Here is a 21596-nt window from a genome sequence, read left to right as displayed (position 1 = left end):
TGGGCGACTCCTTTGGCCACTGGGTTCCTAGCGTGATCACGTCGGTAGCGGGTGCGGAGGTGGAGGTGTCATGTCGGGTGGGAAAGCGGTGCTGAGCACTGGAATCGTGATCGCGGCGTGGACGTTGTCCGCGTGTTCGGGGTCGTCGGGGCAAGCACCGTCGTCTTCGGTCGCTCAGACTTCGGCGCCGGTATCGGGGCAGGCCGCGCCGACCGAGACCAACCCACCGGGTGATATCCCCGACAACCAGGCTTATGTGGCGTTCGCGCCCCCGGGAGGAGGTTTCACCGTGAAGATCCCGGAAGGCTGGGCCTCGTCCGGCGCGGGTGCGGCGACGACGTTCACTGACAAGCTGAACCAGGTGCAGGTAATCGCGGTAAAGGCGGCGACCGCACCGACGGCCGCTTCGGTCACCGCCTCCGACGTCGCGTCCTGGAAAGGACAGGTACCGAAGTTCGCGCTCGGAGCGGTAACCATGGTCGACCGCCCGGCGGGATCCGCGGTCCTGGTGACCTACCAGGGTGACTCGCCGCCGAATCCGGTCACCGGCAAGGTCGTCCGGGACGCGTTCGAGCGCTACGTCTTCTTTCACGCCGGCACCCGGGTGGATCTGACTGTGTCCGGCCCGACCAACGCCGACAACGTCGATCCTTGGCGCACCGTGACCGACTCGCTGCGGTGGCAGTGATGGCAGTCGCCACGACGACGGCGGACGGGTCCGACCCGGCGCTGCGGGCTTGCGAGCTGTACCGGTTCTTCCGCACCGGGGAGGACGAGACCCTGGCTTTGCGCGGAGTTTCCCTGACCGTCGAGCGCGGCGAGACGGTCGCGGTGGTCGGCCCGTCCGGTTCGGGCAAGTCGACCCTGCTCGCGTGCCTGGCCGGCTTGGACGAACCCGCGGGAGGCACGGTCTGGGTGGGCGGTGAGCGACTGAGCCACCGCCAGGAGTCCGACCGCGCCAAGATCCGCGCCGACCGGATCGGCGTGCTGCTGCAATCCCGGAACCTGGTGCCGCACCTGGATGTCCGTAGCAACATCAGGGTCGCCCGGTACGCCGGTCGCCGGGCGGGCAGCCGGGTCGCCGTCGACGAGTTGATCGAGCAGGTCGGCTTGAGCGGTCGCGGCCGCGCCGTGCCGACCCAGCTGTCCGGCGGTGAGCTCGCGCGTGCTGGGCTGGCGGTCGCGCTGGCCAATGATCCCGACGTGATCCTCGCCGACGAACCGACCGGCGAACTCGACGGCCGCACCGAACAGCAGGTGCTGTCCCTGCTGCGTGAGCGCACGAGCCGGGGTACCGGGCTTCTGGTGGTGACCCACAGCGCGGACGTCGTGGCGATCGCTGATCGGGTTGTGTCCTTGCAGGATGGAGCGGTGACCGCATGAGCGCGGCCGAAATACTGGTGGTCTGCGACGAGGTGTCGCGCACTTTCGGAACCGGGGCGTCCGCTGTCGTCGCCGTGCACGGGACGAGTTGCACCGTGACGGGAGGCGCCAGGATCGCGATCGCCGGGCCGTCCGGTTCGGGGAAGTCGACGCTGCTGCATCTCTTGGCCGGTCTCGAACGCCCGACCCGGGGCAACGTCGGCTGGCCAGGGCTGCCGGCCGCCGTCGGTGCTCGCACCCACCAGATCGGGGTGGTGTTCCAGAGCCCGAGTCTGCTGCCCGCGCTCGACGTCGAGGAGAACGTCGCGCTCCCACTGGTCATCGCAGGGATCGGCCGGGCCGACTGCGCACAGCGGGTCACCGAGGCGTTGGAACTGGTGGGCGTGGAGGATCTGGCGGCGAAGCTCCCGGAGGAGATCTCCGGCGGCCAGGCGCAGCGAGTCGCCGTGGCTCGCGTTCTCGCGCAGCGCCCACGGCTCGTCCTGGCCGACGAACCCACCGGTCAGCTCGACCACGCCGCCGGCCAGCGACTGCTCGACGCCCTGCTCGGTGCGACCGACCATCTCGCCGCGGCGCTCGTGGTCACCACACACGACCGAGCTGTCGCCGAACGACTGGAAACGCAATGGTCGATGCACGAAGGCCGGTTGCGCACGACGGTGCCCGGGGTGGTGCGGTCATGACGATCCTGTGGCTGCGCGGGCTGTTGGCCCGGCGAGCAGGCCGCCTGCTCGCCACCGCCGGTGGTATTTCGCTGGCGGTGGCACTGATCGCGGCACTGGGGACATTTCTCACCGCTTCCCAGGCGACCATGACCGCGCGGGCCCTGCGCTCGGTCGCGGTCGACTGGCAGGTCGAGGTGCAGCCCGGAGCGGACCCCGCGACCGTGCTCGCGCGATTGCGGGGCACCCCGGGTGTCGCGGCGACGGAAACCGTCCGGACGTCACGGACGACCGGCTTCCAGGCGTCGAATGGCGGCACCGCTCAGACCACCGGCCCCGGCGTCATCCTCGGTGTGTCAGGGACCTATGCGGCCGCCTTCCCTGGCGAGGTCCGGCAGCTCAGCGGGTCACCGACCGGGGTGCTCATCGCTCAGCAGACCGCCTCGAACCTGCACGTCCGCCCCGGTGACCAGGTCAGCATCGGGCGTAGCGGGGCGGACCCCCTGATCGTCACCGTCGACGGCGTCGTCGATTTGCCCCAGGCGGACTCGCTGTTCCAGAAGGTCGGGGCGCCCTCCCAAGCCCAGGCGTCCGCGCCTCCGGACAACGTCATGCTGCTTCCCGAGACGATGTTCGCCGCGTTTACCGGCTCCCCGGCCACCGGGACCGTGACGACCCAGTTCCACGTCCACCGCGACGCGCCCTTGTCCAACGACCCCGCTGCTGCGTATCAGACCACGATCGCCGCCGCGCACAACTTCGAAGCCCAGCTGTCCGGCGCGGCGCTGGTCGGCAACAACCTGGGCGCGGCGTTGGACGCCGCCCGTGGCGACGCCGCCTACGCGCAGATGCTGTTCCTGTTCCTCGGACTTCCCGGGGTGGTGGTGTCCGCGTTGCTGACGGCGGCGTTGGTCAGTGCAGGTGCGGATCGTCGACGGGCCGAGCAAGCGTTGCTCCGTACCCGAGGCCACGCGCCGCGCACGGTAGCCCGGCTCGCGGTGGCCGAGGCTGTCCTTGTCGGTGCCGCGGGCGGCGCCCTCGGTCTCGGTATCGCCGCCGCGGCAGGCAGGTTCGCGTTCGGGCCGTCGCCCGCGGGTACCAGCCCCACGGCGACCGCGGTCTGGTTCGCCATCGCGTTCGTCGCGGGTCTGCTGATCACGGCGCTGACCGTGCTGGTCCCGGCTGTCGCGGACCTCCGCGGTCGTAGCGTCATCCAGGCCCGCCAGGCCGTCGGCCGTCCGCGAGCGACCTGGTGGATGAAGTCCGGCCTGGATTTCTTGCTCATCGGCGGGTCGCTGGTGGTCTTCTGGGCCTCGAGCGGTAACGACTATTCCTTGGTGCTGGCACCGGAGGGGGTTGCCTCGATTTCGGTGTCGTACTGGGCTTTCCTCGGCCCGGCACTGCTGTGGTTGGGGGCTGCGGGCCTGCTGTGGCGCGTGGTGGCGTTGGCCTTGGCGCACGGACGCCGCCCGCTCGAGCGGCTTCTGCGCCCGCTGGCCGGCCGTCTGTCCCGTCCCGGAGCGGCGAGTCTGTCCCGGCAGCGCCGGACTCTCGCCCGCGCCATCGTCCTGCTCGCGCTGGCCCTGTCCTTCGCCGCGTCCACCGCGGTGTTCAACAGCACCTATCAGCAGCAGGCCGAGGCCGACGCCCAGCTCACCAACGGCGCGGACGTCACCGTGACCGAGCCCGCCGGTGCCCAGGTCGGACCGTCGTCCGCGGAGCAGCTGCAGGCCGTTCCGGGCGTGCGCCACGTCGAGCCGGTCCAGCATCGCTTCGCCTACGTCGGCGCCGACCTGCAGGACCTCTATGGAATCCGGCCGGGGACCATCACCCAGGCGACCGCTTTGCAGGACGCTTACTTCCAGGGCGGCACGGCGACCGACCTGATGACCACCCTCACCCGGCAACCGGATTCGATCCTGGTCAGTGCCGAAACCGTCAAGGACTTCCAGCTCGCCCCTGGCGACCTCATCAACCTTCGGGTGCAGGACAGCAGGACGAAAACACTGCGGACTGTCCCGTTTCACTATGTCGGGATCGTGAAGGAGTTTCCGACCGCGCCCAAGGACAGCTTCTTCGTCGCCAACGCTGACTATCTGGCGCAGGCCGCCGGGTCGGACTCGGTCAGCGCATTTCTCGTCGATACCGGCGGAACCGACCAAACCGGAGTCGCCGCGGCGCTGCGGTCCCGGCTCGGAACCACCGCGGCGATCACCGACCTCACCCAGACCAGGGCACAGGTGGGCTCGAGCCTCACATCGGTCAATCTGCACGGTCTCACCCAGCTGGAACTGATGTTCGCCGTCCTGCTCGCGGCCGGCGCGGGCGGGATCGTATTGGCCGTCGGGCTGGCCGAACGGCGCCGGAGCCTCGCGATCATGTCCGTGCTCGGCGCGAATCGCCGTCAACTCCGCGGGCTGGTCCTGAGCGAAGGATTCCTGCTGAGCGTCGGCGGGCTGCTCGGCGGCGCTGTCATCGCGTGGGGCCTGTCACGGATGCTCGTGACGGTGTTGACCGGTGTCTTCGATCCGCCGCCCTCGAGCATCGCGGTCCCGTGGACCTACCTGGCAGGCACCGCGGTCGCCGTGGTCGTCGCCCTCACGGTCGCAGCCCTGATCAGCGCGCGCGCTTCGACCCGTCCGGCCGTGGAAGAACTGCGTGACCTATGACCGCCCGAACCGCCGACTCGCGATACCGGGTCAGCTGGCTACGATCCGTTTCATGAGCCCGCATCGTGCTGCCGAGGGCGTCGACATCCTCGTCATCGAAGACGACCCGACCATCGGCCGGAACCTGCACGCCGGGCTGCTCGCCAGCGGTTACCACGCGCACTGGTCCCGGACCGGCGAAAGCGGGCTGACCCAGGCCCGGCTGGCCGCCCCCGACGTCGTGCTGCTCGACCTCGGACTGCCCGACACCGACGGCGTCGAGGTGGCACGCGCGCTGCGAGGTGAACACCCCAACCTGCTGATCATCATTCTGACCGCCCGCGCCGACGACATCGACATCGTCGTCGGGCTCGACGCCGGCGCCGATGACTACCTGGTCAAACCCGTCACACTTACCGTGCTTCTCGCCCGGTTGCGAGCGCAGTTGCGGCGCCAACCGGCCGTCCCGGCCGGATCGGACCCGATCCGGCTCGGCGATCTCGTGCTCGATGTCGCCGCGCGGCGGTGCTTGCTGGCCGGGCGCGAAGTCGATCTGCGGCCCAAGGAGTTCGACCTGCTCACCGCGCTGGCCCGCCGACCGGACACAGCGGTGACCCGCGAGGACCTCATGGCCGAGGTGTGGGACGAGAACTGGTTCGGCTCGACGAAAACCCTCGACGTCACGATGGCTGCCCTGCGTCGACGTCTGGCTGACGAATCCGCGGGCTCCACCCCGCTCGAAACACCCACCATTTCCACCCTGCGCGGTCATGGTTACCGCCTCGAGACGCCGCCGGACGGCAAATCCACGATGCTCTCGTGACGGTGGTGATCGGGAATACCATTCCCTGCCCGGCAGCGATAGTTTACCTTCCGCTGTCCCTGGTGAACCGAACCAATTACCTGCAATCCGGCATGCCCGCCGGATCGGGTTAGTGATCACTCAGCGTCTACTCAGGATGATTTATCTATCTTCGAGCTTGTGACGACGACTTCTGTAGTGGTGTTGTCGGTTCTCGGTTGTGCGCTGGTGGTCATCATGGTGTGGGGATTCCGCCTGGCCGGGAGCGGGCCGATCGTGAGCCGGAGCTCCGTGAAACCCGAAGCTGCCGGTCACTCGAGCCTCGACGTAATCGGCGCGGTGGTCGTCGAACATTCCGAGCCCGCTCTTCAGGTGAATCATGAAGAATTTTCGTGATCGCGGGCGGTCAATGATGAAGATGGGTATGGCGTGAGTTGTGAACACCTCGTGAGTACCGAGCATCTGAGCGCTCCGGCAAGGCCGGTGCAAGCGCCCGGGGCCGCCGGTGAACCGACCACACCGGGGACGATGAAGGTCTCGTGGCGTGGCCGGGTCGCGCTGCGCGCCGGTGTGTGGGCCGTGCGCGCGTCACGCCTGTTCGGGTTCGGCGGTGGCATGATCGGCGGCCGCGTGGCTTTGGTGGTGTATCCCGGCATCCTCCGGGAGCTCTCCGCGGGGCGTCGGGTCGTGCTGGTCTCCGGTACCAACGGCAAGACGACGACCACCGCGTTGCTGGCGGCCGCGATGCGGTCGGCGGGAGCGGTGACGAGCAATTCCGACGGCGCGAACATGCTCGACGGGGTGACCACCGCGCTGGCGACGTCCAAGGCCCCCACCGCCGTCGTCGAGATCGACGAGCTCTATCTGCCGCAAGCGGTCGCGCAGACGGCCCCGGCTGTGCTGGTGCTGCTCAATCTCACGCGTGATCAGCTGGACCGGGCCGGCGAGATCCGCCGCACCGCGATAGCGCTCCGCCGCCTGGCCGACACGTTTCCGGACCTCGTGGTCGTCGCGAACTGCGATGACCCGTACGTGGTCTCGATCGCGACTTCGTTCGCCAACGTCGTGTGGGTGGCCGCGGGCACCGGGCTCAACGAAGATGCCCGTACGTGTCCGCACTGCGGGCACCGGCTTTCCGCTGACGACGCCGACGATCTGCATTGGCAGTGCACGCGGTGCGGTCTCTTCCGCCCGCTGCCGCAGTGGTGGCTCTCGCACAACGAAATGCGCAGCCCGGGCGGAGACGAGTTGGGTGGGCCTTTGGTGATGTACGACGGCAGCTTGGTTCCGTTGCAGGTCAACGTACCCGGCGTGGTCAACCGCGCGAACGCGGCGATGGCGGTTGCCGCGGCTTACACGTTAGGTGTGGCGGCGGAGAAAGCTTCGGTGGCGCTGTCGTCAGTGACGGAGGCGGCGGGCCGCTATCGCACGCTCGGCGTCGGCGAGCACGAGGTGCAACTGGTTCTGGCGAAGAACCCGGCCGGATGGGCCGCGACCTTGAACCTGGTGTGCGCCGACCGCACCCCGGTGATCATCTCCATCAATGCCGGCGAGGCCGACGGCCGTGACACCTCGTGGCTCTACGACGTGAATTTCGACCGCCTCCGCGGGAGGCTCGTGATCGCGTCCGGCGCTCGGGCCGCCGATCTCGGTGTTCGACTGAGCTATGCCGGCGTTGATCACCTCACCATCGCAGACTCTCCGGCCGCGTTGGAAACCGTACCCGCGGGGCCGGTGACGCTCATCGCGGACTACACGAGTTTCGCGCAGTTGCGCAACACTTTGGGGGCACTCTCCGATGGGCACTGAGTCCGCGGTTCGCATTGTGCTGCTGTTTCCCGATCTGCTTGGCACGTACGGAGATCGGGGCAACGCGACGGTACTCGTCGAACGCCTCCGCGCGCGCGGACACCGCGCCGAGTTGACCGAAGTGGTCGCCGGGATGAAGGTGCCGGCCGGCTGCGACATCTACCTGCTCGGCGGCGGGGAGGACATCGCGCAGGCCGAGGCCAGCCGACTTCTCGCCGGTAGCGCGTTTCCTGCCGCGGTCGATGGTGGAGCGGTTGTGCTCGCGGTATGTGCGGGTCTGCAGATCCTGGGTACCGCGGCTGTTGATGAGGAGGGTCGCGCAGTGTCCGGTCTCGGCGTGCTGGATCTCACCACCACGCCGGCACCGCGGCGCGCCATCGGTGAAATCGTCACCCAGGCGCTGCCCGAGGTCGGCTTGGCGGATCCGGTGTTGACGGGATTCGAGAACCATCAGGGAAGAACTCGGCTGGGTACGGGAATCTCGCCGCTGGCCAGGGTGAAAAGGGGAACCGGTAACGGTGATGGTGGTGAAGGCGTGGTCCACGGCAACATTGTCGGCACCTATCTGCATGGACCGGTATTGGCCCGCAACCCGGCACTGGCCGATCGTCTGCTGACCATGGCCACCGGATGGAACCTGAGTCCGCTGTCACTTCCCGACGTCGCCGAGCTCCGCCGCGGAACCATTGCCGCGGCCCGAAACCGCAGCGGCTTCCGACGGCGGGTCGCCTCCGCGCTGACACCGCGGCGTTGGCTTTCTCCCGGTATGGACCGTCCTGACGTCGCGCCGGACGACGACCACGACGTGATCTCGTTGCCGCCGCGCGGCCGCTGACAGCACCTGTGGTATCCGACTGTCCTAAGTGGTTCAGCTTTGATCCGAGTCCATTCAGGATTGTTCTTCGCGTGGTCGATTCCTGACCCGAAAATAAGCTCCGACCTCGGCGAAATCCCAAACGTGTTCACCCGGTGTCCAGGTTGTCGACGTGAATACGTCACGAGGACAGGTGAGTATAACCGGGTGCGCCTGCACGGATCTTTTTTGGAGAGGGTTGTTCTATGACTTTCGTGAAGAATGGACGCACGGCCACCGTCGCCGCGACGGTGCTCCTCTCGGCGGTTCTGGGGGTGCCGAACGCCACGGCCGCCGTCCGGACAGCCGACGCCGGGATCATTCTGCCCGCCGGGTTCTCGGCCAAGGTTTTCGCACTGAGCAAGGATTCGGCTGTCGTCGGTCCGGACGACATCGCCAGGTTGGGCGACCATCTGTTCGTCGGTTACCAGAACGGCGTCGGCGCCAAAGGGGAGCCTGCGCCCTCCGGGCGGGCCGACAGCACCGTCGTGGAGTACGACTTGCGGGGCAAGCAGGTCGCCCAGTGGAATCTGACCGGCAAGATCGACGGCCTCGGCGCGGACCCGACGCGAGACCGGGTCATCGCGACGGCCAACGAGGACGGCAACAGCAGTCTGTACACGATCTCACCGCGGGGGAACGCCCGTCGCGACGGCGGCGACAAGCGCACCGAGGTCCAGCACTACCAGTACAATCCGAGCCCGTTGCCGCACGGCGGCGGTACCGACAGTGTCGTGGTCCGTAACGGGACGGTGTTCATCACCGCGTCCGCGCCGGCCGCCGACGCGAATGGCACCACCTACAGCCGGCCGGCGCTCTACACCGCGAAGCTGTCCGACGGCAAAGCCACCTTGACACCCGTGCTCGCCGACAACGCGGTCGCCACCGACGTGGTGACGGGGAAACCGGTCAAGCTCAACCTGTCGGACCCGGACTCCAGTGAGGTGGTGCCGCGGTCGGTCCCGCGCCGCGGAGGGGATCTGCTGCTCGACAGCCAAGGCGACGGTCAACTGGTTTTCCTTTCCCACCCCGGAAAGCGGACGCAGCGAGCCGATGTGCTGTCGCTGAAGACCCAGGTCGACGACACCGTGTTCACCTCCGGCGGGCGAGGCACGCTGTATGTCGTCGACAGCGCCAACAACAGGGTGATCGCCATCGACGGGCCGTTCCGCGATGGCCAAGCCTTTGTCTCGGTACCCAGCGGGTCGCCTACGCCCGCGGCGTTGGGCAGCCTGGATCTGAACACCGGTGCCGTCGCGGTCTTCGGATCGGGTTTCGGCAACCCCAAGGGGCTGCTGTTCGTGTCCTCCGATGTGGAACGCCAGCGGTGACCAGCGAGCCCGAAATCGATGTCCACAGTGGACGACTCGAAGGGCTTCGCGGTGACCGCTGCGGCACTGAGGAGGCCGTGCCTTCAGCTGGTCACGTCGCCTAGTGTCGAACCCATCTTGATGGTGCTGAGCCATTGCGTGGCGGGTTCGGGCGCCACATGGTAGAGGCCCCATTTCAGATAGCTTCGGGTACCGTCATAGGTGGTCCCGGTGTAGGTGTTCGACCCATTGCTCAACTGCTGGGGTTTACCGTTGAACCAGAATTGGATCGTGCCTTTCGTTTGGCCTTCGAAGACCCTGAGCGCGTAGCGGTTCCAGTGGTCGTCGACGGCCTTGGTCTGCCAGAGCACCACCTCGTTGTGCTCATGGGTCCATTCCTGGAGTTGGAGCTGGCCGCCGACCACCTCGAGGACGATCGGGTGGTTGGCGGTGCCCGTGCTGGGACTGGACTTCACCTGGAAGATGTACCGACTCGTCGAATCGGTGATGTGGAACTTCGACGACCAGCCGAGGTAGTAGGTGCTGCCCTGCTTCAAGTCCGGACCAACCGACTCGCAGCGTTCGAGGTTCGCCGGTTGTTCCGCCTGCCACACCAGGCCTTGCTGCGGGTCGGTCGTGGTGCGGAACGTACCGGTGTCGCACTGGATCGACGGGAACGCGCCCACGCCGTGATGTGGGTCCGCCGACCACGAAAGTGAGTGGGTGCCGGCATAGGTGGAGCCGGCCGACAGTACGGCGGTGACGAGTACGCAGCTGAGAACCGCCACCGGTCGGGCGAGTATTCTGATCACGGTACGTCCTTTCGTACGGTCCGTATCTGGTTCGGCGGCGTGGCAGGCGTTAATGTCACAGACACGAATGGCGTCGCGAGCAGCGGTGGGTTGCCAAGCCTGCCGGTTTCGGCGCTTGCCCGGCGAGACTTTCTCGGAGGGGTTCGATGGCAGTCGCGGCGTCGGGACCGCACCCGACGCCTATTTGGTAAGACTCTTAACTATTGCCCGAATCGTAGGACCTTCCCGCGAGGCTTGTCAACGTCATCTCGGCTCCCGTGTTTCGGCGAAGTGGTGTTGCCAGTCGTCGTAACCTCGCCCGGTCGGCGCCTGTCCTGCGGTGCGGGGCCGCGGCCCTTGGTGGTTGGGCTATTCGTAGCCGGCTAACGCACTGCCCAGTCGGCGCTCAGCGTCCTCTCAGCCTCTTGCGGCTACGGTCACTCGATGGTGACGAGTTCGATCATGCCGGCACTGCTGTTGTGCGTGTCGGCGGTTGCCATTCTTGTGGGGTTCCGCAGACTCGTTACGGTCCACGAGCCGGTCCGCTACCAGTCTGCGGATAGCGGAAAACTGCCGGTTGACCAGCGTGGCAACGGACAACTTGAATTCGCGCCAAGTACACGCGTGGCAAAGAATCATCGTGATCGGGAGAAGCATGCCGTTGCAAGAAAGCGTCGACGCAGTGAAAAATGCGAATCCTGAACATAGGAATCTGGCGCGGGTGCTCCGGATGGTCACCGACCGATCATGTTCGGTGCTTTCACTGGATATCTTCGACACGATCCTGTGGCGCCGTACGCCGCGCCCCGCCGACCTGTTCGGCCTGCTGGGAGCCCGCCTCCGGCGCGACGGCGTCTGCCCGGCGTGGATTTCCGATGCCGCGTTCCGCAGGATGCGCATCACTGCCGAACACGACGCGCGCTGCGGTGACGATGCGTTGGGCAGCGAGGTTTCACTGTTCGACATCTGGCGCGCGATGCCGCTGTCGTTGTTCGCGACCACCTCGCTGGACCGACTTGTCCAAGCCGAAGTCGACGCTGAGCGTGAGTTCACCGTGGTCGACCTCGACATCGCCGAACTGGTCCAGGTCGCCGCCAAACAGGGTCTGCCGCTCGTGCTGATCTCCGACACGTACTTCACCGAAAGCCAGCTCGCGTACCTGCTCGACCGGCCGGAACTCGAGGTGCTCAAGGGTGCGCGGATCTTCCGCTCTCACCAGCACGGTGCCGACAAGGCCTCTGGCCTATGGGAAATCGTTCTCAAGGAGCTTGGCCGCAGTCCCGACCAGATCGTGCACATCGGCGACAATGAGATCGCCGACGTCGACGTTCCTGCGGAACTGGGCGTCAGAACCGTGCATTTCGCGCGCATCGACCAGGGTTTCGCGCGGACACTGGAGCGGGAGAACGAGCCCGGCGATCCCTTCGGCCCGTATGCGCCGCACCTCGATCCTGACGACGGCGACTTCGGTATCACCAGTCTGCGCGCGAAGACCTTGCAGGCCCACACCCCGAGCGGCACCGCCGCGGTAACCGCAGCCTGGCGCTATGGCGCATCGGTCGCGGGTCCGGCGCTGACCGGCTTCGCGGAGTGGGCCGCGTTCACCGCGCACAAGGCCGGCACCCCGGTGCTCTGGTGCCCGATGCGTGAAGGCGAGTTGCTCTCCGACCTGATCAACGCGGCCGCTCAGACGCGGGGCTGGGCTGTGCGGGCGAAGCCGATCTGGCTGTCGCGCCAGGTCACCTCGATCGCCGCACTGGCAGGTGCCGACCAGGCGTCGATCCACGAGTTCGTGCGCAAGCGGCATCAACTGACCGTGCGGCAGCTGCTGGTGATGCTGCACCTGCGGGTCGGCGATGTCCCGCATCTGGCCCAGGACCTCGACACGGTCCTCGACAATGACGACATCGCCTCACGGGTCGGCCTGGCGCTGACCGAGACACCGCACCTGGCCAATCGGCTGGCCGTATCCGCGACGACCGCACGCGAGCGGTTGCTGATCTCCCTGCGGAAGGCCGGCGCGCTCGACCGGCCGGATTTGACGCTCGTCGACCTCGGGTGGGGCGGCACGATCCAACGGCAGCTCGCGCAGGTACTCAAGCTGGCGCAGCTCGACATCGCACCGGTGGGGCTGTATTTGGCTACCGACGATCGATCGGTGTCGGTGCTGATGGCGGGGCTGCGGGCGGAAGGCTATCTCGGACAGGCAGGGCATCCGCGGGAAATCGCGGGCGTGCTGGCGCGCAGCCCGGAAGTCCTCGAGCAGTCGGTGAACGCGCTGTGCGGCTCATTGATCGACTTCGCTGAAGACGGTTCGCCGGTGCTGGGCGTATCCGCGGGCAGCACGGCGCAGAACCTCGAACGCGGCGCGGTCCAGGCCGGTATCCGCGCGTTCCAGGCGCAGTGGAACCGCTACGTCGGCACCGCGGCAGGTCGCTGGCCGCTGTTGGTCGGTGACGCCCGTGACCGGCTCGCGAACATCCTGGTGGCGTCCCTGAAGCTGCCGACAGCGGAGGAAGCTTCGGTGTTCGGCAACTGGGAGCACGAGGACAACTTCGGATCCGCGGTGGTGACGCGGATGCTGCCCGATGACCTCGCCTCCGCGGTGCCGTACCTGTCCCCGAGCGACCTCGACGATCTGCAGATGCGCGACTCGTTCTGGCCGGCGCTGCTGGGCGCGTCGGATCCGCACCTGGGCGCTGCGGCCCGTGCGGTCCATGCCGGGCTGATCGACGCGAGCATGTTCGAACCGGCGGGGGAGCCGTCCTCGACGACAGTGCGTTACCGCACCACCGACGGCGAGTGGTTCGACGGCGCCAGCCGGCGTGTGCGGATCAACCACAATGGACTGACCTTCGCCCGGATGGACTTCTATGCCAGTGACGTGTCGGAGGTGTCCCTGGCGATCCCGGGTCGTCCGGCGTTGGTGCGGGTCGATTGGATCGAGGCAAAGGTCATCGCCGGTGGGCAGCCGAGGAGCATTCGCTGGAGCAGCACCGAGGACTTCTCACGGCTGCACTATGAGGACTGCGCGTGGCTCGGGGCGAACATGATGGAGTTCCATTCCCCGCTCGCCGCTGTCTGGTTGCCACTGGAGGATGCGTGCGGCGGACCGGTGAGTTCGGTGCAGGTCACGGTCGCGTTTGCGATGCTGGCGCGGTCGCGTTCCGGGCTCGGGCATCGGATGCCGCCGGCCGGTCGGGCGCTGCGGATCTCGGCGAAGGTCCGCGACGAGTATCGCGAGCGTGGTGCGACCGGTATCGCCGCCGGAGCGGCCCGGCTCGCCGTCCGCCGCCTGAAGGGACAGTGATGAGGCCGTCACTGGGTTGCCGCGACGATCCGCACACCCAGATACGCGAGGCGAGGAGCCAGCCGTTGCTCCTGCACTCCCTGTCGGTGTTCCGGGAGATCTTCGAGATCGTCTTCACCCACCGGCAAATCGCTACAGTCGCCGAGATCGGCGTCGAATCCGGTCAAGTCAGTGGAATCTACGTCGAGCTGGGTGCGTCGGCGGTGTACTGCGTCGACCCGGAACCGAGCGATCGGCTGCGGTCCACCCTCGCCGGCAACGACGCGCTGCACCTGGTCGAGCAACCCTCGCCCGAGGTACTGCCCGACCTGCCACCGGCGCAGCTCTACGTACTCGATGGTGATCACAACTACGCGGTGGTCGAGCGGGAGTTGCGCTGGATCGTCGCGAACGCGCCGGATGCTGTGGTCGTGATGCACGACGTGCTGTGGCCGTGGTCGCGCCGGGACCTGTACTACGAGCCGTCGCTGCTCAGTCTCGCCGACAGGCACCCGGCGAGCGAGGACGGGCCAACGGTATGGCACGACGGCCTGACCCCTGCGGGATTTGTCGGGCTCGGCGCATTCACCGTGGCGCAGCAGGCGGGTGGTGAGCGCAATGGTGTCGCGACGGCCGTCGAGGACGTGCTCTCCGCGGCCCGGGATGACTGGCATTTCGTGGTGGTGCCGGCGGTGTTCGGTCTGGGTGTGCTGATGAGGCGGGGGTCGGCCGCCGACGAGCAGCTGCTGGCGGCGTTGCGGCCGTACACCGAGTCGGTGTTGTTGGAGAAGCTGGAGAACAACCGGATCGGGTTGTACACCAGGGTGTTGCAGATGCAGTACGACGCTGCCGCAGAAGCCACCTACCGCGACCAGCTGGCCGAGAAGGTTGCCGCACAGCGGCACGAGATCGACAGGCTGACGACCGAACTGGACATGGCCCGAGCCGCGTTACGTCCACAGTAGTAGGAAATGTTTCTGTCGGTCGTCTGTGTGGGTCCGCGATAGCAGTGGGTGCTGGTGATGTGGTCTGGCTGCGTTTTACCGCAGCACGGACTGGGGCGGCGGGGGAGTCTCTGGTGGGTGCGAAGGCCGGTCGGGTCGTGTCGGTGTACGGCGAAAGCCGGTGTCCGGAGCTGGGTGTGGGACTCGTCGGTCTGAGTGTGGGACTCGCCCTCGGTGAACGATACGACACAAGAGCCGGAAATGTGTCTGTGGGTCTCAAACCTGAGGGTCAGGTCGCGTCCATGTCGACGGTCGGTGTGGAGCCGGGCTCACGGAGCGCCGAGGCCTGGGTGACCTGCGGGCCGACAGCCGGGGAAGCGGCTGGTGGCTGGGGTGTGTCGTCGGTGAGGAAGCGGGAGATTGTGGTGCGAGGGTCGAGCCCGCGCAGGGCTTGGAGGTCTTGTAGCGGCTTGCGCAGCTCCTCGAATTCCGGGCCGAGCTCGGTGTTGATCTGGTCGCGCGCGGTCGCGACCTGATCTCGGACCTTGCGCAGTGTGGTGCCCACCCACGCGGCGGCGCCGGGGAGTCGTTCGGGGCCCAGGATGAACAGCCCGGCGATGACCAGGATCGTGATGTGCTCCAGACTCAGACCGAACATGCGCGTGGCCCCTCGCTACCGGTAGTTGGTCCTCTGCTGCGTGACGCCGTTGGTGGTGTTCCCACTGACCTCAGGTAAGTGCCTGTCCGTGCCCCGCGGAGTGGCGTTGCAAAACAAGCCTGACGATCCCCGCGAGCAACGTCAGTGCGGTGGCGCCGATCATGACCGGGAAATGCGTCACCACCGGTTGCGCGACGGCCAGCACGGTCAATGTCGTTCCGCCACCTGGCTGGCGAAACAGCAGGACGTCGATCCCGGCGGCCACGACGAACACCATCGGCGGCGCCAGCATCACCTCGATCAGGCTGCCTCGGCGCACGGTGAGTGCGGCGGAAAGGCAGGCCACAATGAACACCGTGGCGAACAGCACGCCGAGCGTGTGGTTCAGTCGCATGTCCAGAGCGCCTGCGCCGACCGACACCACGAGTGCCGCCGGGGTGATCACCAGCGCCGACGGCCCGCGCCTGCGCGGCGCCGGCTCCGAAGGCGAGTCCGGTGTGGACGGTCCTTTGGTTGGTGAGCTGGCGGTCATGATCTTCCTGCCTGTCGTCGTAGCCGTGGTCGGTTATTTCACGCAGGGGATGCCGCCGCCACTGAGGCTGCTCAACGCGTTGGGGTTGTCAGACGCTCCTGCTGCCGGTGCCGGTGCCGGTGCCGGTGCCGGTGCCGCTGCCGGGTTCGGTGGCGGTGTGGAGCTGCCGGCGGCAGGCAGGACGAAGTCCGCGCCGATCACGATGCGTACGTGGCCCGCGGCGAGGGCGGTGTCGTGCGCGGTGGTGATCCCGCCCAGCAAGCCCGAGAGCGCGGTGGCACCAGCGGATCCGCCGGTGCCGTAGTAGATCTTCGAGCGGCTCAGGTGCTTGCTGTCCGTGCTCGTGGTCCCGGCGGTGAAACCGTGGGCGACCGCGAGTTGCTGGGTCTGGCCGGCGAGTCCGGTGCGTGACGTCGCGTTGATCACGTCGACGGTGCCGGTGGCTGCCGCGGGTGCGGCAGGGCCCGCTGCCGGGGCCGGGGTGGGGGCGGCCGGGGTGGTGCCGAGCAGCTGCTGCACGGTGGCGCGAACCTGGGCCAGGTTGACGAAGTTGACGTCCTGTCCGTTGGGGTCTTTGCCGAAGTGGTCGATCGGCAGGGTGACGAAGCTGATGTTGCCGCCAGTGAGGTTCGAGGCCTGCTGGGCGAAGCTGAGCAGGTCGAGTCCCGAGTCGATGGCGATGTTCTGTTTGGCCACCGCGAGGATGCCCTGCAACTTCGCCGGACTGGTGAACACGCCACCGTTCTTGAGCTGGAAGGCCAGCGAAGCGATGAACGCCTGCTGGCGGCGTTCGCGGTCGAGATCGGTGAAGTTCAGGTTCGGGTGGACGTAGTCGCGGCGTTGGCGGACGAACGCGACCGCCTGTTCGGCGCTGACTTGTTGCTGTCCTTGGTGGAAGTTCGCGCCGGAGTAGCTGTCCTGGGTGTCTTCGCTGACGCAGACCGTGATCGGCTGGACGACTTGGGCGATCTGGAAGAACGCGACCAGGGTGACTTCGGTGAAGTGGTCGATCGCGACACCGCCGAGGAACTGCCGGACGGTGGCGATTTCGGCGGAGCGGCCGGCGTCGCGCGTTTGTTGTTCGCGCTGGGTCTTGTCGGTGCCCCCTTGCGCGGCGAGTTGTTTGGATTTGGCGTCGAGGGCGAGGCCGTAGGCCTGTTTGATCTTGCCTTTGCATTGCTGGTCGGGGCAGCCGGGTAGGTCGACGTAATCGTCGCGGGGGATGGAGATGGAGGTGGCTTTGCTGCCGTCACCCGGTACATGCAGGAGCATCAGGACGTTGGCGTTGTAGCCGCCGTCTTGGCTGTCTCCGGCGTGGAGGGCGTCGTAGATGTTCTGGGGGAGCGGGTTGCCGTTCTCGTCGAGCCTGCTGTCCAGCCCCATGATCAGGATGTTCGTGTCGCCGTGGACCGAGGCCGGTGCGGTGCCGCCGCCGAGGACATTGGAGGTGTGCAGTCCTGCGATGAGGCTGGTGTATTGCGTCCAGGCGTAGCCGGTCGCGCCGAATACCACGAGTGACACAGCGCTGACGAGTACCGCGCCGATGGTGCGCCCCCGGCGGCGTCCTGAGCGGCGGCGCGCGGTCGGCGCGTTCGCGGGCGCCGACACTGCGACGGTCCGCGGCTCACTCGCGCGAGCGTCCCGCGGTGCCGGGGTAGGGCGAGCCGGTACGCCAGGACGTCGCGTCGGGTAGTCGCGCCGCTGTCCGGGCGCCCCGCGGCCCGGCCTCTCCCCATTCCTATCCGTCACCGAGAATCCTTCCCGCGATACAGGACAACCTGGTGTCAAGACGTGTGATCATCGGCTCCGGTTGCCTACCGTCGTGAATACACGTCGAAATGGGACCGGCGCCACATCCGGCGAAAAAGCTTTGCTTGGTCGGGTGCCGACGTACTCATTATTTACCGTTGGCTAATCATTTTACGACCGGGCGTTGTCCTTGGCTCGTGTCGTCAACTGCCGAGTCCGCTGACGACGCGTATTCGTACGATCACCGGCAACGGAACGCCGGCGCACGAATGTGACTCTTCGGTCGTAGGTGGCGGAACCGGGTGTGGGACTCGGCTCCGTCAGCGTGGGACTCGCCGACAGCACCGGGTGCACATCGCGAGTCCCACGCTCAGGGCGCTGAGTTCCACGCCGGCGGCGCCCTGCGTGGACGCGCGCCCTGAACTGCCCTGGTCCTGTTTTCGGACTTGGCCTGGATGTGGCTTACGCACGCGGGAAATGGCGCTCGAGGGGCGGCACGTGTCGTCGCCATAAGCCGGCGAGACAAGGGAGGAGTCAATCACGAGAATTCGAGGAACTCAATATTGCACGCGAAGGTGACGCACGACATTCAAAGACGCCGCATTCACCGCACCGCCGGGGCAGTGATGTGGCGCCATACGGCTGTCGTGTCTTGCGCCTCAGGAGCCGTCGCGCTGCCCAGGAGCCGCAATGCCGCCTCCGACGGCGAGCCGGGCTCCGCCGTATAGGCGATCAGGCGCTGGCCTGAGGTGCCAGGGATAACGAGATTCTCGAAGCTGAGTTCAATGGCACCGACTAGTGGGTGACGTAGTTGCTTCACTCCGGAGGTGCAAGTGCGCACCGGGTGTCGGGCCCAGCGAGAGGCGAACTCGTCACAGTTCATCTTGAGCTGACCGACAAGCTCGGCCAGAGAGCGGTCATCGGGGTGGCGACCGGCGACCAGACGCAGCGAGGCCACGGCGAGTAGTGCCTGGTCGTGCCAGTTCGTGTACAACTCCCGGTACTGCTCGTCCAGGAACAGCATCCGGGTCAGGTTGGGGCGGGTGGCGGGTGCGTCAGGGCTCTCGGGCGCCAGGTGACCGGCGAGCAGCGCGTGGCCCAGTTGGTTCCACGCGAGGACGTCGTTGCGCCGGTCCAGGACGAGGGCCGGTACGTCGGTCATGGCCGCCAGCAGCTGCCGGGCCGAGGCGCTGGTGTGCGCCACCCGGGGCAGCGCGGGGCGGGACGACGCGGCAACAGGCCGGGCGAGGTCCTTCAGGTGGGCCGTCTCGTCGTCGGTGAGGCGCAGGGCGCGCGCGATCGCCTCCAGCAATCCGTCGGAGACACTGGGGGCGCGGCCCTGTTCGAGGCGGGTGTAGTGGGTGACGCTGACGCTGACGCTGGCGAGCACAGCCAGCTCCTCGCGGCGCAGCCCGGTGACGCGGCGGCGGAGCAAGTGCGAGGTGATGCCGACTTCCTCGGGGCGCACCGCGGCGCGGCGCGACTTGAGGAATTCGCCGAGCTCGGACGAGAGGTCCATCCATGCCTCCGGATCGGCGGACTGCTGCGAGCTGTGGCCACTGACCTCCCATCATGCCCGCCGGGTCCGAAGGTCGGAAGCCGTAAGGGTGGTCCCGTGATGACTACCCTCGCGCTGACTGTGCAAGGCACGGTTCTGGCTGGGAATTTGGACGTCGACGAACCTTTATCCGTAACCGCGACTGACGTGACCGAACGCGCCGCGTGTCAGGAACCATGAGGAAAGGGACTCGACGTCATGTCTGTCAATGATACGGAGGTGACCGGCATCGGGTCCGGCCTTGCCGTCGGCACGGCATCAGCCGTGCTCACCCCCCGGCTCCGGCTGGTGCTCGTCCTGCTGCTCGCAGCGCAGTTCATGCTGGCCGTGGACTTCGCCATCCTGAACGTGGCGCTGCCGGTGATCGGTGGGAGCCTGGGCTTCCCACTGGCGGACCTGCAGTGGATCGCCACCTCGTTCGCGCTGTGCGCGGCGGGCTTCACCCTGTTCTTCGGCCGGGTCGCAGACCTGTTCGGCCGTCGCCGGCTGTTCCTCGGCGGCCTCGCGGTCCTGGGCGTGGCCTCGATCGTGGGCGGGCTGGCACAAAACCCGGGGATGCTGATCACCGCCCGCATCTTCCAGGGGCTGGCCACCGCCGCTGTGACCCCTGCCGGACTGTCGCTGCTGACGACCTCGTTCCCGGAGGGACCGCTCCGCCGGAAGGCGCTCGGACTCAACGGGGCGCTGATGTCCAGCGGGTTCACCGCCGGCGCCATCCTCGGCGGCGTGCTGACCGACCTGCTGTCGTGGCGATGGGCGTTCTTCATCAACGTGCCCGTCGCACTCGCCGTGCTGCTCATCGCCCCGAGGGTCATCAACGAGTCCCGGCCCGACGTGCGCCCCAAGCTGGACGTGCCCGGCGCCGTCAGCGTCACGCTCGGTCTACTGGCCATCATCTTCGGGCTCACCCAGGCGGGCGAGAAGGGCTGGAGCTCGGCAAGCGCCCTGCTGTCGCTGGCGGCGGGTGTGCTGCTGCTGCTGGTGTTCTACGCCGTCGAATGCAAGGTGTCCTCGCCGCTGGTGCCGCTCGGTGTGCTCGGCAAGCGGTCGGTGGCCTGGGGCAACCTCGCCGGTCTGCTTGCGTTCCTCACCGAAACCTCCCTGGTCTTCCCGTTGACCCTCTACCTACAGAAGGTGCTTGGCTTCTCCCCGCTTACCGCCGGCCTGTGCTTCGGCGTTCTCGGCCTCGGAACGGTCCTAGGCGGCACTACGGCGGCGAAGGTCATCGGGAAGATCGGCACCAAACAGACGCTGATCGTCGGCGGCATCCTGCAGGCCGTGTCCACCGCGGCCATGATCGGCCTCCTCAGCGACGACCGCTCGTCGATGTGGCTGCTGCTGGTCGCCAGCTTCACCGGCGGTGTCGGCAACCTGCTCGTCATCGTGGGCTTCATGGTCACCGCCACCTCGGGGCTCGCCGACCACGAGCAGGGCCTGGCAGTCGGCCTCGCCACCATGACCCAGCAGGTCGGTATCACGATGGGCACGCCGATCATGAGCGCCGTCTCCACCGCCGCGATAGTCGGCACTGGAGCCACGGCCATCCTCGGCGGCCTGAAGGTCGCGATCGCGGTGAACGCCGCCATCGTGCTCATCGGCCTCCTCAGCAGCGTCCTGTTCCTGCGCAGCGACCGGTCGACTGCGCAGTAACCCGGACGGGTAAGTGCGCGCTGCCGGCCGGCGCCTTACGGGTCGGCCACGTCCGGGTGGCCTTGTTGATCTGCCTGGCATGGTGATCTGCGGAACAGACGCGTCCATTCGGGAGTTGAGTGTGGCATGAGTCAACTCGTGGACCGCACGATCATCGCCCTCCGCTCCGAGCACGCCACGCTGGCCGGCCTCGTCCGCACCCTTACCGACGACCAGCTGGCCGCTGCCAGTGGCGCCACGGAGTGGACCGTCGCCCAGGCCCTTTCCCACCTTGGCAGTGGCGCGGAGATCGGCCGTACACCGATTGCCGTGGCCGCCGGACAGACCGTGGTGGCCGAGGACAACCAGACGATCTGGGCTCGTTGGGACGCGTCCGCTCCGCGAACGCAGGCTGAGGGCTTCCTGGAGTACGACGGCCGCTGGCTTGACACGGTCGAGGCGCTCACGCCTGAGCAGCGCTCGTCGCTGACCGTCGACCTCGGCTTCCTTCCGGAGCCGGTCCCGCTGCTGACCGCCCTGGGTATGCGGCTCAACGAGGTGGCCAACCACTCGTGGGACGTGCGCGTGGCTTTCGACCCGAACGCCGGGGTGGACGCCGGCTCGGCCGCGGTGCTCGTCGATCTCTTCGCCGGGCCCGTGGGCTTCATGCTGAGCTTCCTCGCGAAGCCGGCCGAGCTTGCGAACCCGGTGTCCGTCGCGATCCCCGGCGGCGGTCTGGTGATCGACGATGCGGTCACTGTGGTGAACCACCTGGAGTCTCCTTCCTCGACGTTCAACGGGTCGGCGGAGGCGTTCGTCCGGCTGGTCAGCGGTCGTCTCAAGGCACCGTACGACAAAGGCGTCACCGTCGAGGGCAGCGTCACTCTCGACGACCTGCGCCGCGTGTTCCCCGGCTTCTGACGGAGTCAGCTGACGTGAACACCGCTGGACGTCCTGCGGTCGTGTCCACCACCCAGCA

19 protein-coding genes are annotated in these 21596 nt (G+C 67.4%); 14 read left to right on the top strand and 5 right to left on the bottom strand.

Features of this window, described 5'->3' with window-relative positions; translation table 11 throughout:
- Positions 1 to 70 precede the first annotated feature (70 nt).
- The 9 genes from JWQ81_RS06650 to JWQ81_RS06610 all read left to right on the top strand — a co-directional run bounded on the left by JWQ81_RS06650 (position 71) and on the right by JWQ81_RS06610 (position 9488).
- Positions 71 to 688 carry a hypothetical protein gene (locus JWQ81_RS06650; protein WP_297538642.1) on the top strand — a complete coding sequence of 206 codons (618 nt, stop codon included), beginning with the start codon at positions 71 to 73 and terminating at the stop codon, positions 686 to 688.
- Positions 688 to 1383, top strand: coding sequence for an ABC transporter ATP-binding protein (locus JWQ81_RS06645; protein WP_297538640.1), 696 nt, complete (start codon positions 688 to 690; stop codon positions 1381 to 1383). The genes JWQ81_RS06650 and JWQ81_RS06645 overlap by 1 nt, the downstream gene beginning before the upstream one ends.
- A complete protein-coding gene (locus JWQ81_RS06640) occupies positions 1380 to 2066 on the top strand; it encodes an ATP-binding cassette domain-containing protein (protein ID WP_297538638.1) in 687 nt (228 codons plus the stop codon). The genes JWQ81_RS06645 and JWQ81_RS06640 overlap by 4 nt, the downstream gene beginning before the upstream one ends.
- Complete coding sequence (locus JWQ81_RS06635) at positions 2063 to 4714, top strand: FtsX-like permease family protein (RefSeq protein WP_297538635.1); 2652 nt, start codon at positions 2063 to 2065, stop codon at positions 4712 to 4714. The genes JWQ81_RS06640 and JWQ81_RS06635 overlap by 4 nt, the downstream gene beginning before the upstream one ends.
- Positions 4715 to 4766: 52 nt before the next feature.
- Positions 4767 to 5516: a response regulator transcription factor gene (locus JWQ81_RS06630; protein WP_297538633.1), complete on the top strand. Its 750-nt coding sequence runs from the start codon at positions 4767 to 4769 to the stop codon at positions 5514 to 5516.
- A 159-nt stretch (positions 5517 to 5675) separates the two neighbouring features.
- On the top strand, positions 5676 to 5891 hold the full coding sequence (locus JWQ81_RS06625) for a hypothetical protein (protein ID WP_297538631.1): 216 nt from the start codon (positions 5676 to 5678) through the stop codon (positions 5889 to 5891).
- A 51-nt stretch (positions 5892 to 5942) separates the two neighbouring features.
- Entirely contained in the window at positions 5943 to 7304 is a 1362-nt protein-coding gene (locus tag JWQ81_RS06620) for a MurT ligase domain-containing protein (RefSeq protein ID WP_297538629.1), read from the top strand.
- Positions 7294 to 8139, top strand: a complete 846-nt coding sequence (locus tag JWQ81_RS06615) for a glutamine amidotransferase (protein WP_297538627.1) — start codon at positions 7294 to 7296, stop codon at positions 8137 to 8139. The genes JWQ81_RS06620 and JWQ81_RS06615 overlap by 11 nt, the downstream gene beginning before the upstream one ends.
- A 224-nt stretch (positions 8140 to 8363) precedes the next feature.
- Entirely contained in the window at positions 8364 to 9488 is a 1125-nt protein-coding gene (locus JWQ81_RS06610; RefSeq protein WP_297538625.1) for a hypothetical protein, read from the top strand.
- Positions 9489 to 9571: 83 nt separating this feature from the next.
- Here the strand turns inward: JWQ81_RS06610 and JWQ81_RS06605 are convergent, their stop codons facing one another.
- Positions 9572 to 10279 carry a hypothetical protein gene (locus JWQ81_RS06605; RefSeq protein ID WP_297538623.1) on the bottom strand — a complete coding sequence of 236 codons (708 nt, stop codon included), beginning with the start codon at positions 10277 to 10279 and terminating at the stop codon, positions 9572 to 9574.
- A 423-nt stretch (positions 10280 to 10702) separates the two neighbouring features.
- Here JWQ81_RS06605 and JWQ81_RS06600 point away from each other — a divergent pair, with 423 nt between their 5' ends.
- The 3 genes from JWQ81_RS06600 (at position 10703) to JWQ81_RS06590 (ending at position 14512) form a co-directional block, all read left to right on the top strand.
- Entirely contained in the window at positions 10703 to 10960 is a 258-nt protein-coding gene (locus JWQ81_RS06600) for a hypothetical protein (RefSeq protein ID WP_297538621.1), read from the top strand.
- A 274-nt stretch (positions 10961 to 11234) separates the two neighbouring features.
- Complete coding sequence (locus JWQ81_RS06595) at positions 11235 to 13568, top strand: HAD family hydrolase (protein ID WP_297538760.1); 2334 nt, start codon at positions 11235 to 11237, stop codon at positions 13566 to 13568.
- 65 nt (positions 13569 to 13633) lie between these two features.
- A complete protein-coding gene (locus JWQ81_RS06590) occupies positions 13634 to 14512 on the top strand; it encodes a class I SAM-dependent methyltransferase (RefSeq protein WP_366942264.1) in 879 nt (292 codons plus the stop codon).
- A gap of 268 nt (positions 14513 to 14780) precedes the next feature.
- On the opposite strand, the gene JWQ81_RS06585 is transcribed toward JWQ81_RS06590, so the two are convergent.
- The 4 genes from JWQ81_RS06585 to JWQ81_RS06570 form a co-directional block, all read right to left on the bottom strand.
- Positions 14781 to 15149 carry a Sec-independent protein translocase TatB gene (locus JWQ81_RS06585; protein WP_297538617.1) on the bottom strand — a complete coding sequence of 123 codons (369 nt, stop codon included), beginning with the start codon at positions 15147 to 15149 and terminating at the stop codon, positions 14781 to 14783.
- A gap of 70 nt (positions 15150 to 15219) precedes the next feature.
- The gene (locus tag JWQ81_RS06580; RefSeq protein ID WP_297538615.1) at positions 15220 to 15681 is read right to left on the bottom strand and encodes a DUF6542 domain-containing protein; all 462 of its coding nucleotides are present in this window, start codon (positions 15679 to 15681) and stop codon (positions 15220 to 15222) included.
- A gap of 33 nt (positions 15682 to 15714) precedes the next feature.
- Complete coding sequence (locus tag JWQ81_RS06575) at positions 15715 to 17289, bottom strand: LCP family protein (protein WP_297538613.1); 1575 nt, start codon at positions 17287 to 17289, stop codon at positions 15715 to 15717.
- Between the two features lie 745 nt (positions 17290 to 18034).
- Positions 18035 to 18949 carry a helix-turn-helix transcriptional regulator gene (locus tag JWQ81_RS06570; RefSeq protein WP_297538611.1) on the bottom strand — a complete coding sequence of 305 codons (915 nt, stop codon included), beginning with the start codon at positions 18947 to 18949 and terminating at the stop codon, positions 18035 to 18037.
- 237 nt (positions 18950 to 19186) lie between these two features.
- Between JWQ81_RS06570 and JWQ81_RS06565 the strand changes: the two genes are divergently transcribed.
- A complete protein-coding gene (locus tag JWQ81_RS06565; protein WP_297538609.1) occupies positions 19187 to 20638 on the top strand; it encodes an MFS transporter in 1452 nt (483 codons plus the stop codon).
- Positions 20639 to 20764: 126 nt separating this feature from the next.
- Positions 20765 to 21538 carry a maleylpyruvate isomerase family mycothiol-dependent enzyme gene (locus JWQ81_RS06560; protein ID WP_297538607.1) on the top strand — a complete coding sequence of 258 codons (774 nt, stop codon included), beginning with the start codon at positions 20765 to 20767 and terminating at the stop codon, positions 21536 to 21538.
- Positions 21539 to 21596 lie beyond the last annotated feature (58 nt).

It is taken from the genome of Amycolatopsis sp., from assembly GCF_025464955.1.
Lineage (GTDB): Bacteria > Actinomycetota > Actinomycetes > Mycobacteriales > Pseudonocardiaceae > Amycolatopsis.
The sequence above is the reverse complement of the archived record's forward strand: the minus strand, read 5'-3'. Positions and strand labels throughout refer to the sequence as shown.

What these genes read in the sequence shown, in the direction of transcription:
- JWQ81_RS06600 (WP_297538621.1), top strand. Translation starts at nt 10,703, where the DNA reads ATGGTGACGAGTTCGATCATGCCGGCACTGCTGTTGTGCGTGTCGGCG.
- JWQ81_RS06635 (WP_297538635.1), top strand. Translation starts at nt 2,063, where the DNA reads ATGACGATCCTGTGGCTGCGCGGGCTGTTGGCCCGGCGAGCAGGCCGC.
- JWQ81_RS06645 (WP_297538640.1), top strand. Translation starts at nt 688, where the DNA reads ATGGCAGTCGCCACGACGACGGCGGACGGGTCCGACCCGGCGCTGCGG.
- JWQ81_RS06630 (WP_297538633.1), top strand. Translation starts at nt 4,767, where the DNA reads ATGAGCCCGCATCGTGCTGCCGAGGGCGTCGACATCCTCGTCATCGAA.
- JWQ81_RS06585 (WP_297538617.1), bottom strand. Translation starts at nt 15,149, where the DNA reads ATGTTCGGTCTGAGTCTGGAGCACATCACGATCCTGGTCATCGCCGGG.
- JWQ81_RS06640 (WP_297538638.1), top strand. Translation starts at nt 1,380, where the DNA reads ATGAGCGCGGCCGAAATACTGGTGGTCTGCGACGAGGTGTCGCGCACT.
- JWQ81_RS06580 (WP_297538615.1), bottom strand. Translation starts at nt 15,681, where the DNA reads ATGACCGCCAGCTCACCAACCAAAGGACCGTCCACACCGGACTCGCCT.
- JWQ81_RS06610 (WP_297538625.1), top strand. Translation starts at nt 8,364, where the DNA reads ATGACTTTCGTGAAGAATGGACGCACGGCCACCGTCGCCGCGACGGTG.
- JWQ81_RS06565 (WP_297538609.1), top strand. Translation starts at nt 19,187, where the DNA reads ATGTCTGTCAATGATACGGAGGTGACCGGCATCGGGTCCGGCCTTGCC.
- JWQ81_RS06595 (WP_297538760.1), top strand. Translation starts at nt 11,235, where the DNA reads ATGCCGCTGTCGTTGTTCGCGACCACCTCGCTGGACCGACTTGTCCAA.
- JWQ81_RS06615 (WP_297538627.1), top strand. Translation starts at nt 7,294, where the DNA reads ATGGGCACTGAGTCCGCGGTTCGCATTGTGCTGCTGTTTCCCGATCTG.
- JWQ81_RS06650 (WP_297538642.1), top strand. Translation starts at nt 71, where the DNA reads ATGTCGGGTGGGAAAGCGGTGCTGAGCACTGGAATCGTGATCGCGGCG.
- JWQ81_RS06560 (WP_297538607.1), top strand. Translation starts at nt 20,765, where the DNA reads ATGAGTCAACTCGTGGACCGCACGATCATCGCCCTCCGCTCCGAGCAC.
- JWQ81_RS06570 (WP_297538611.1), bottom strand. Translation starts at nt 18,949, where the DNA reads ATGGACCTCTCGTCCGAGCTCGGCGAATTCCTCAAGTCGCGCCGCGCC.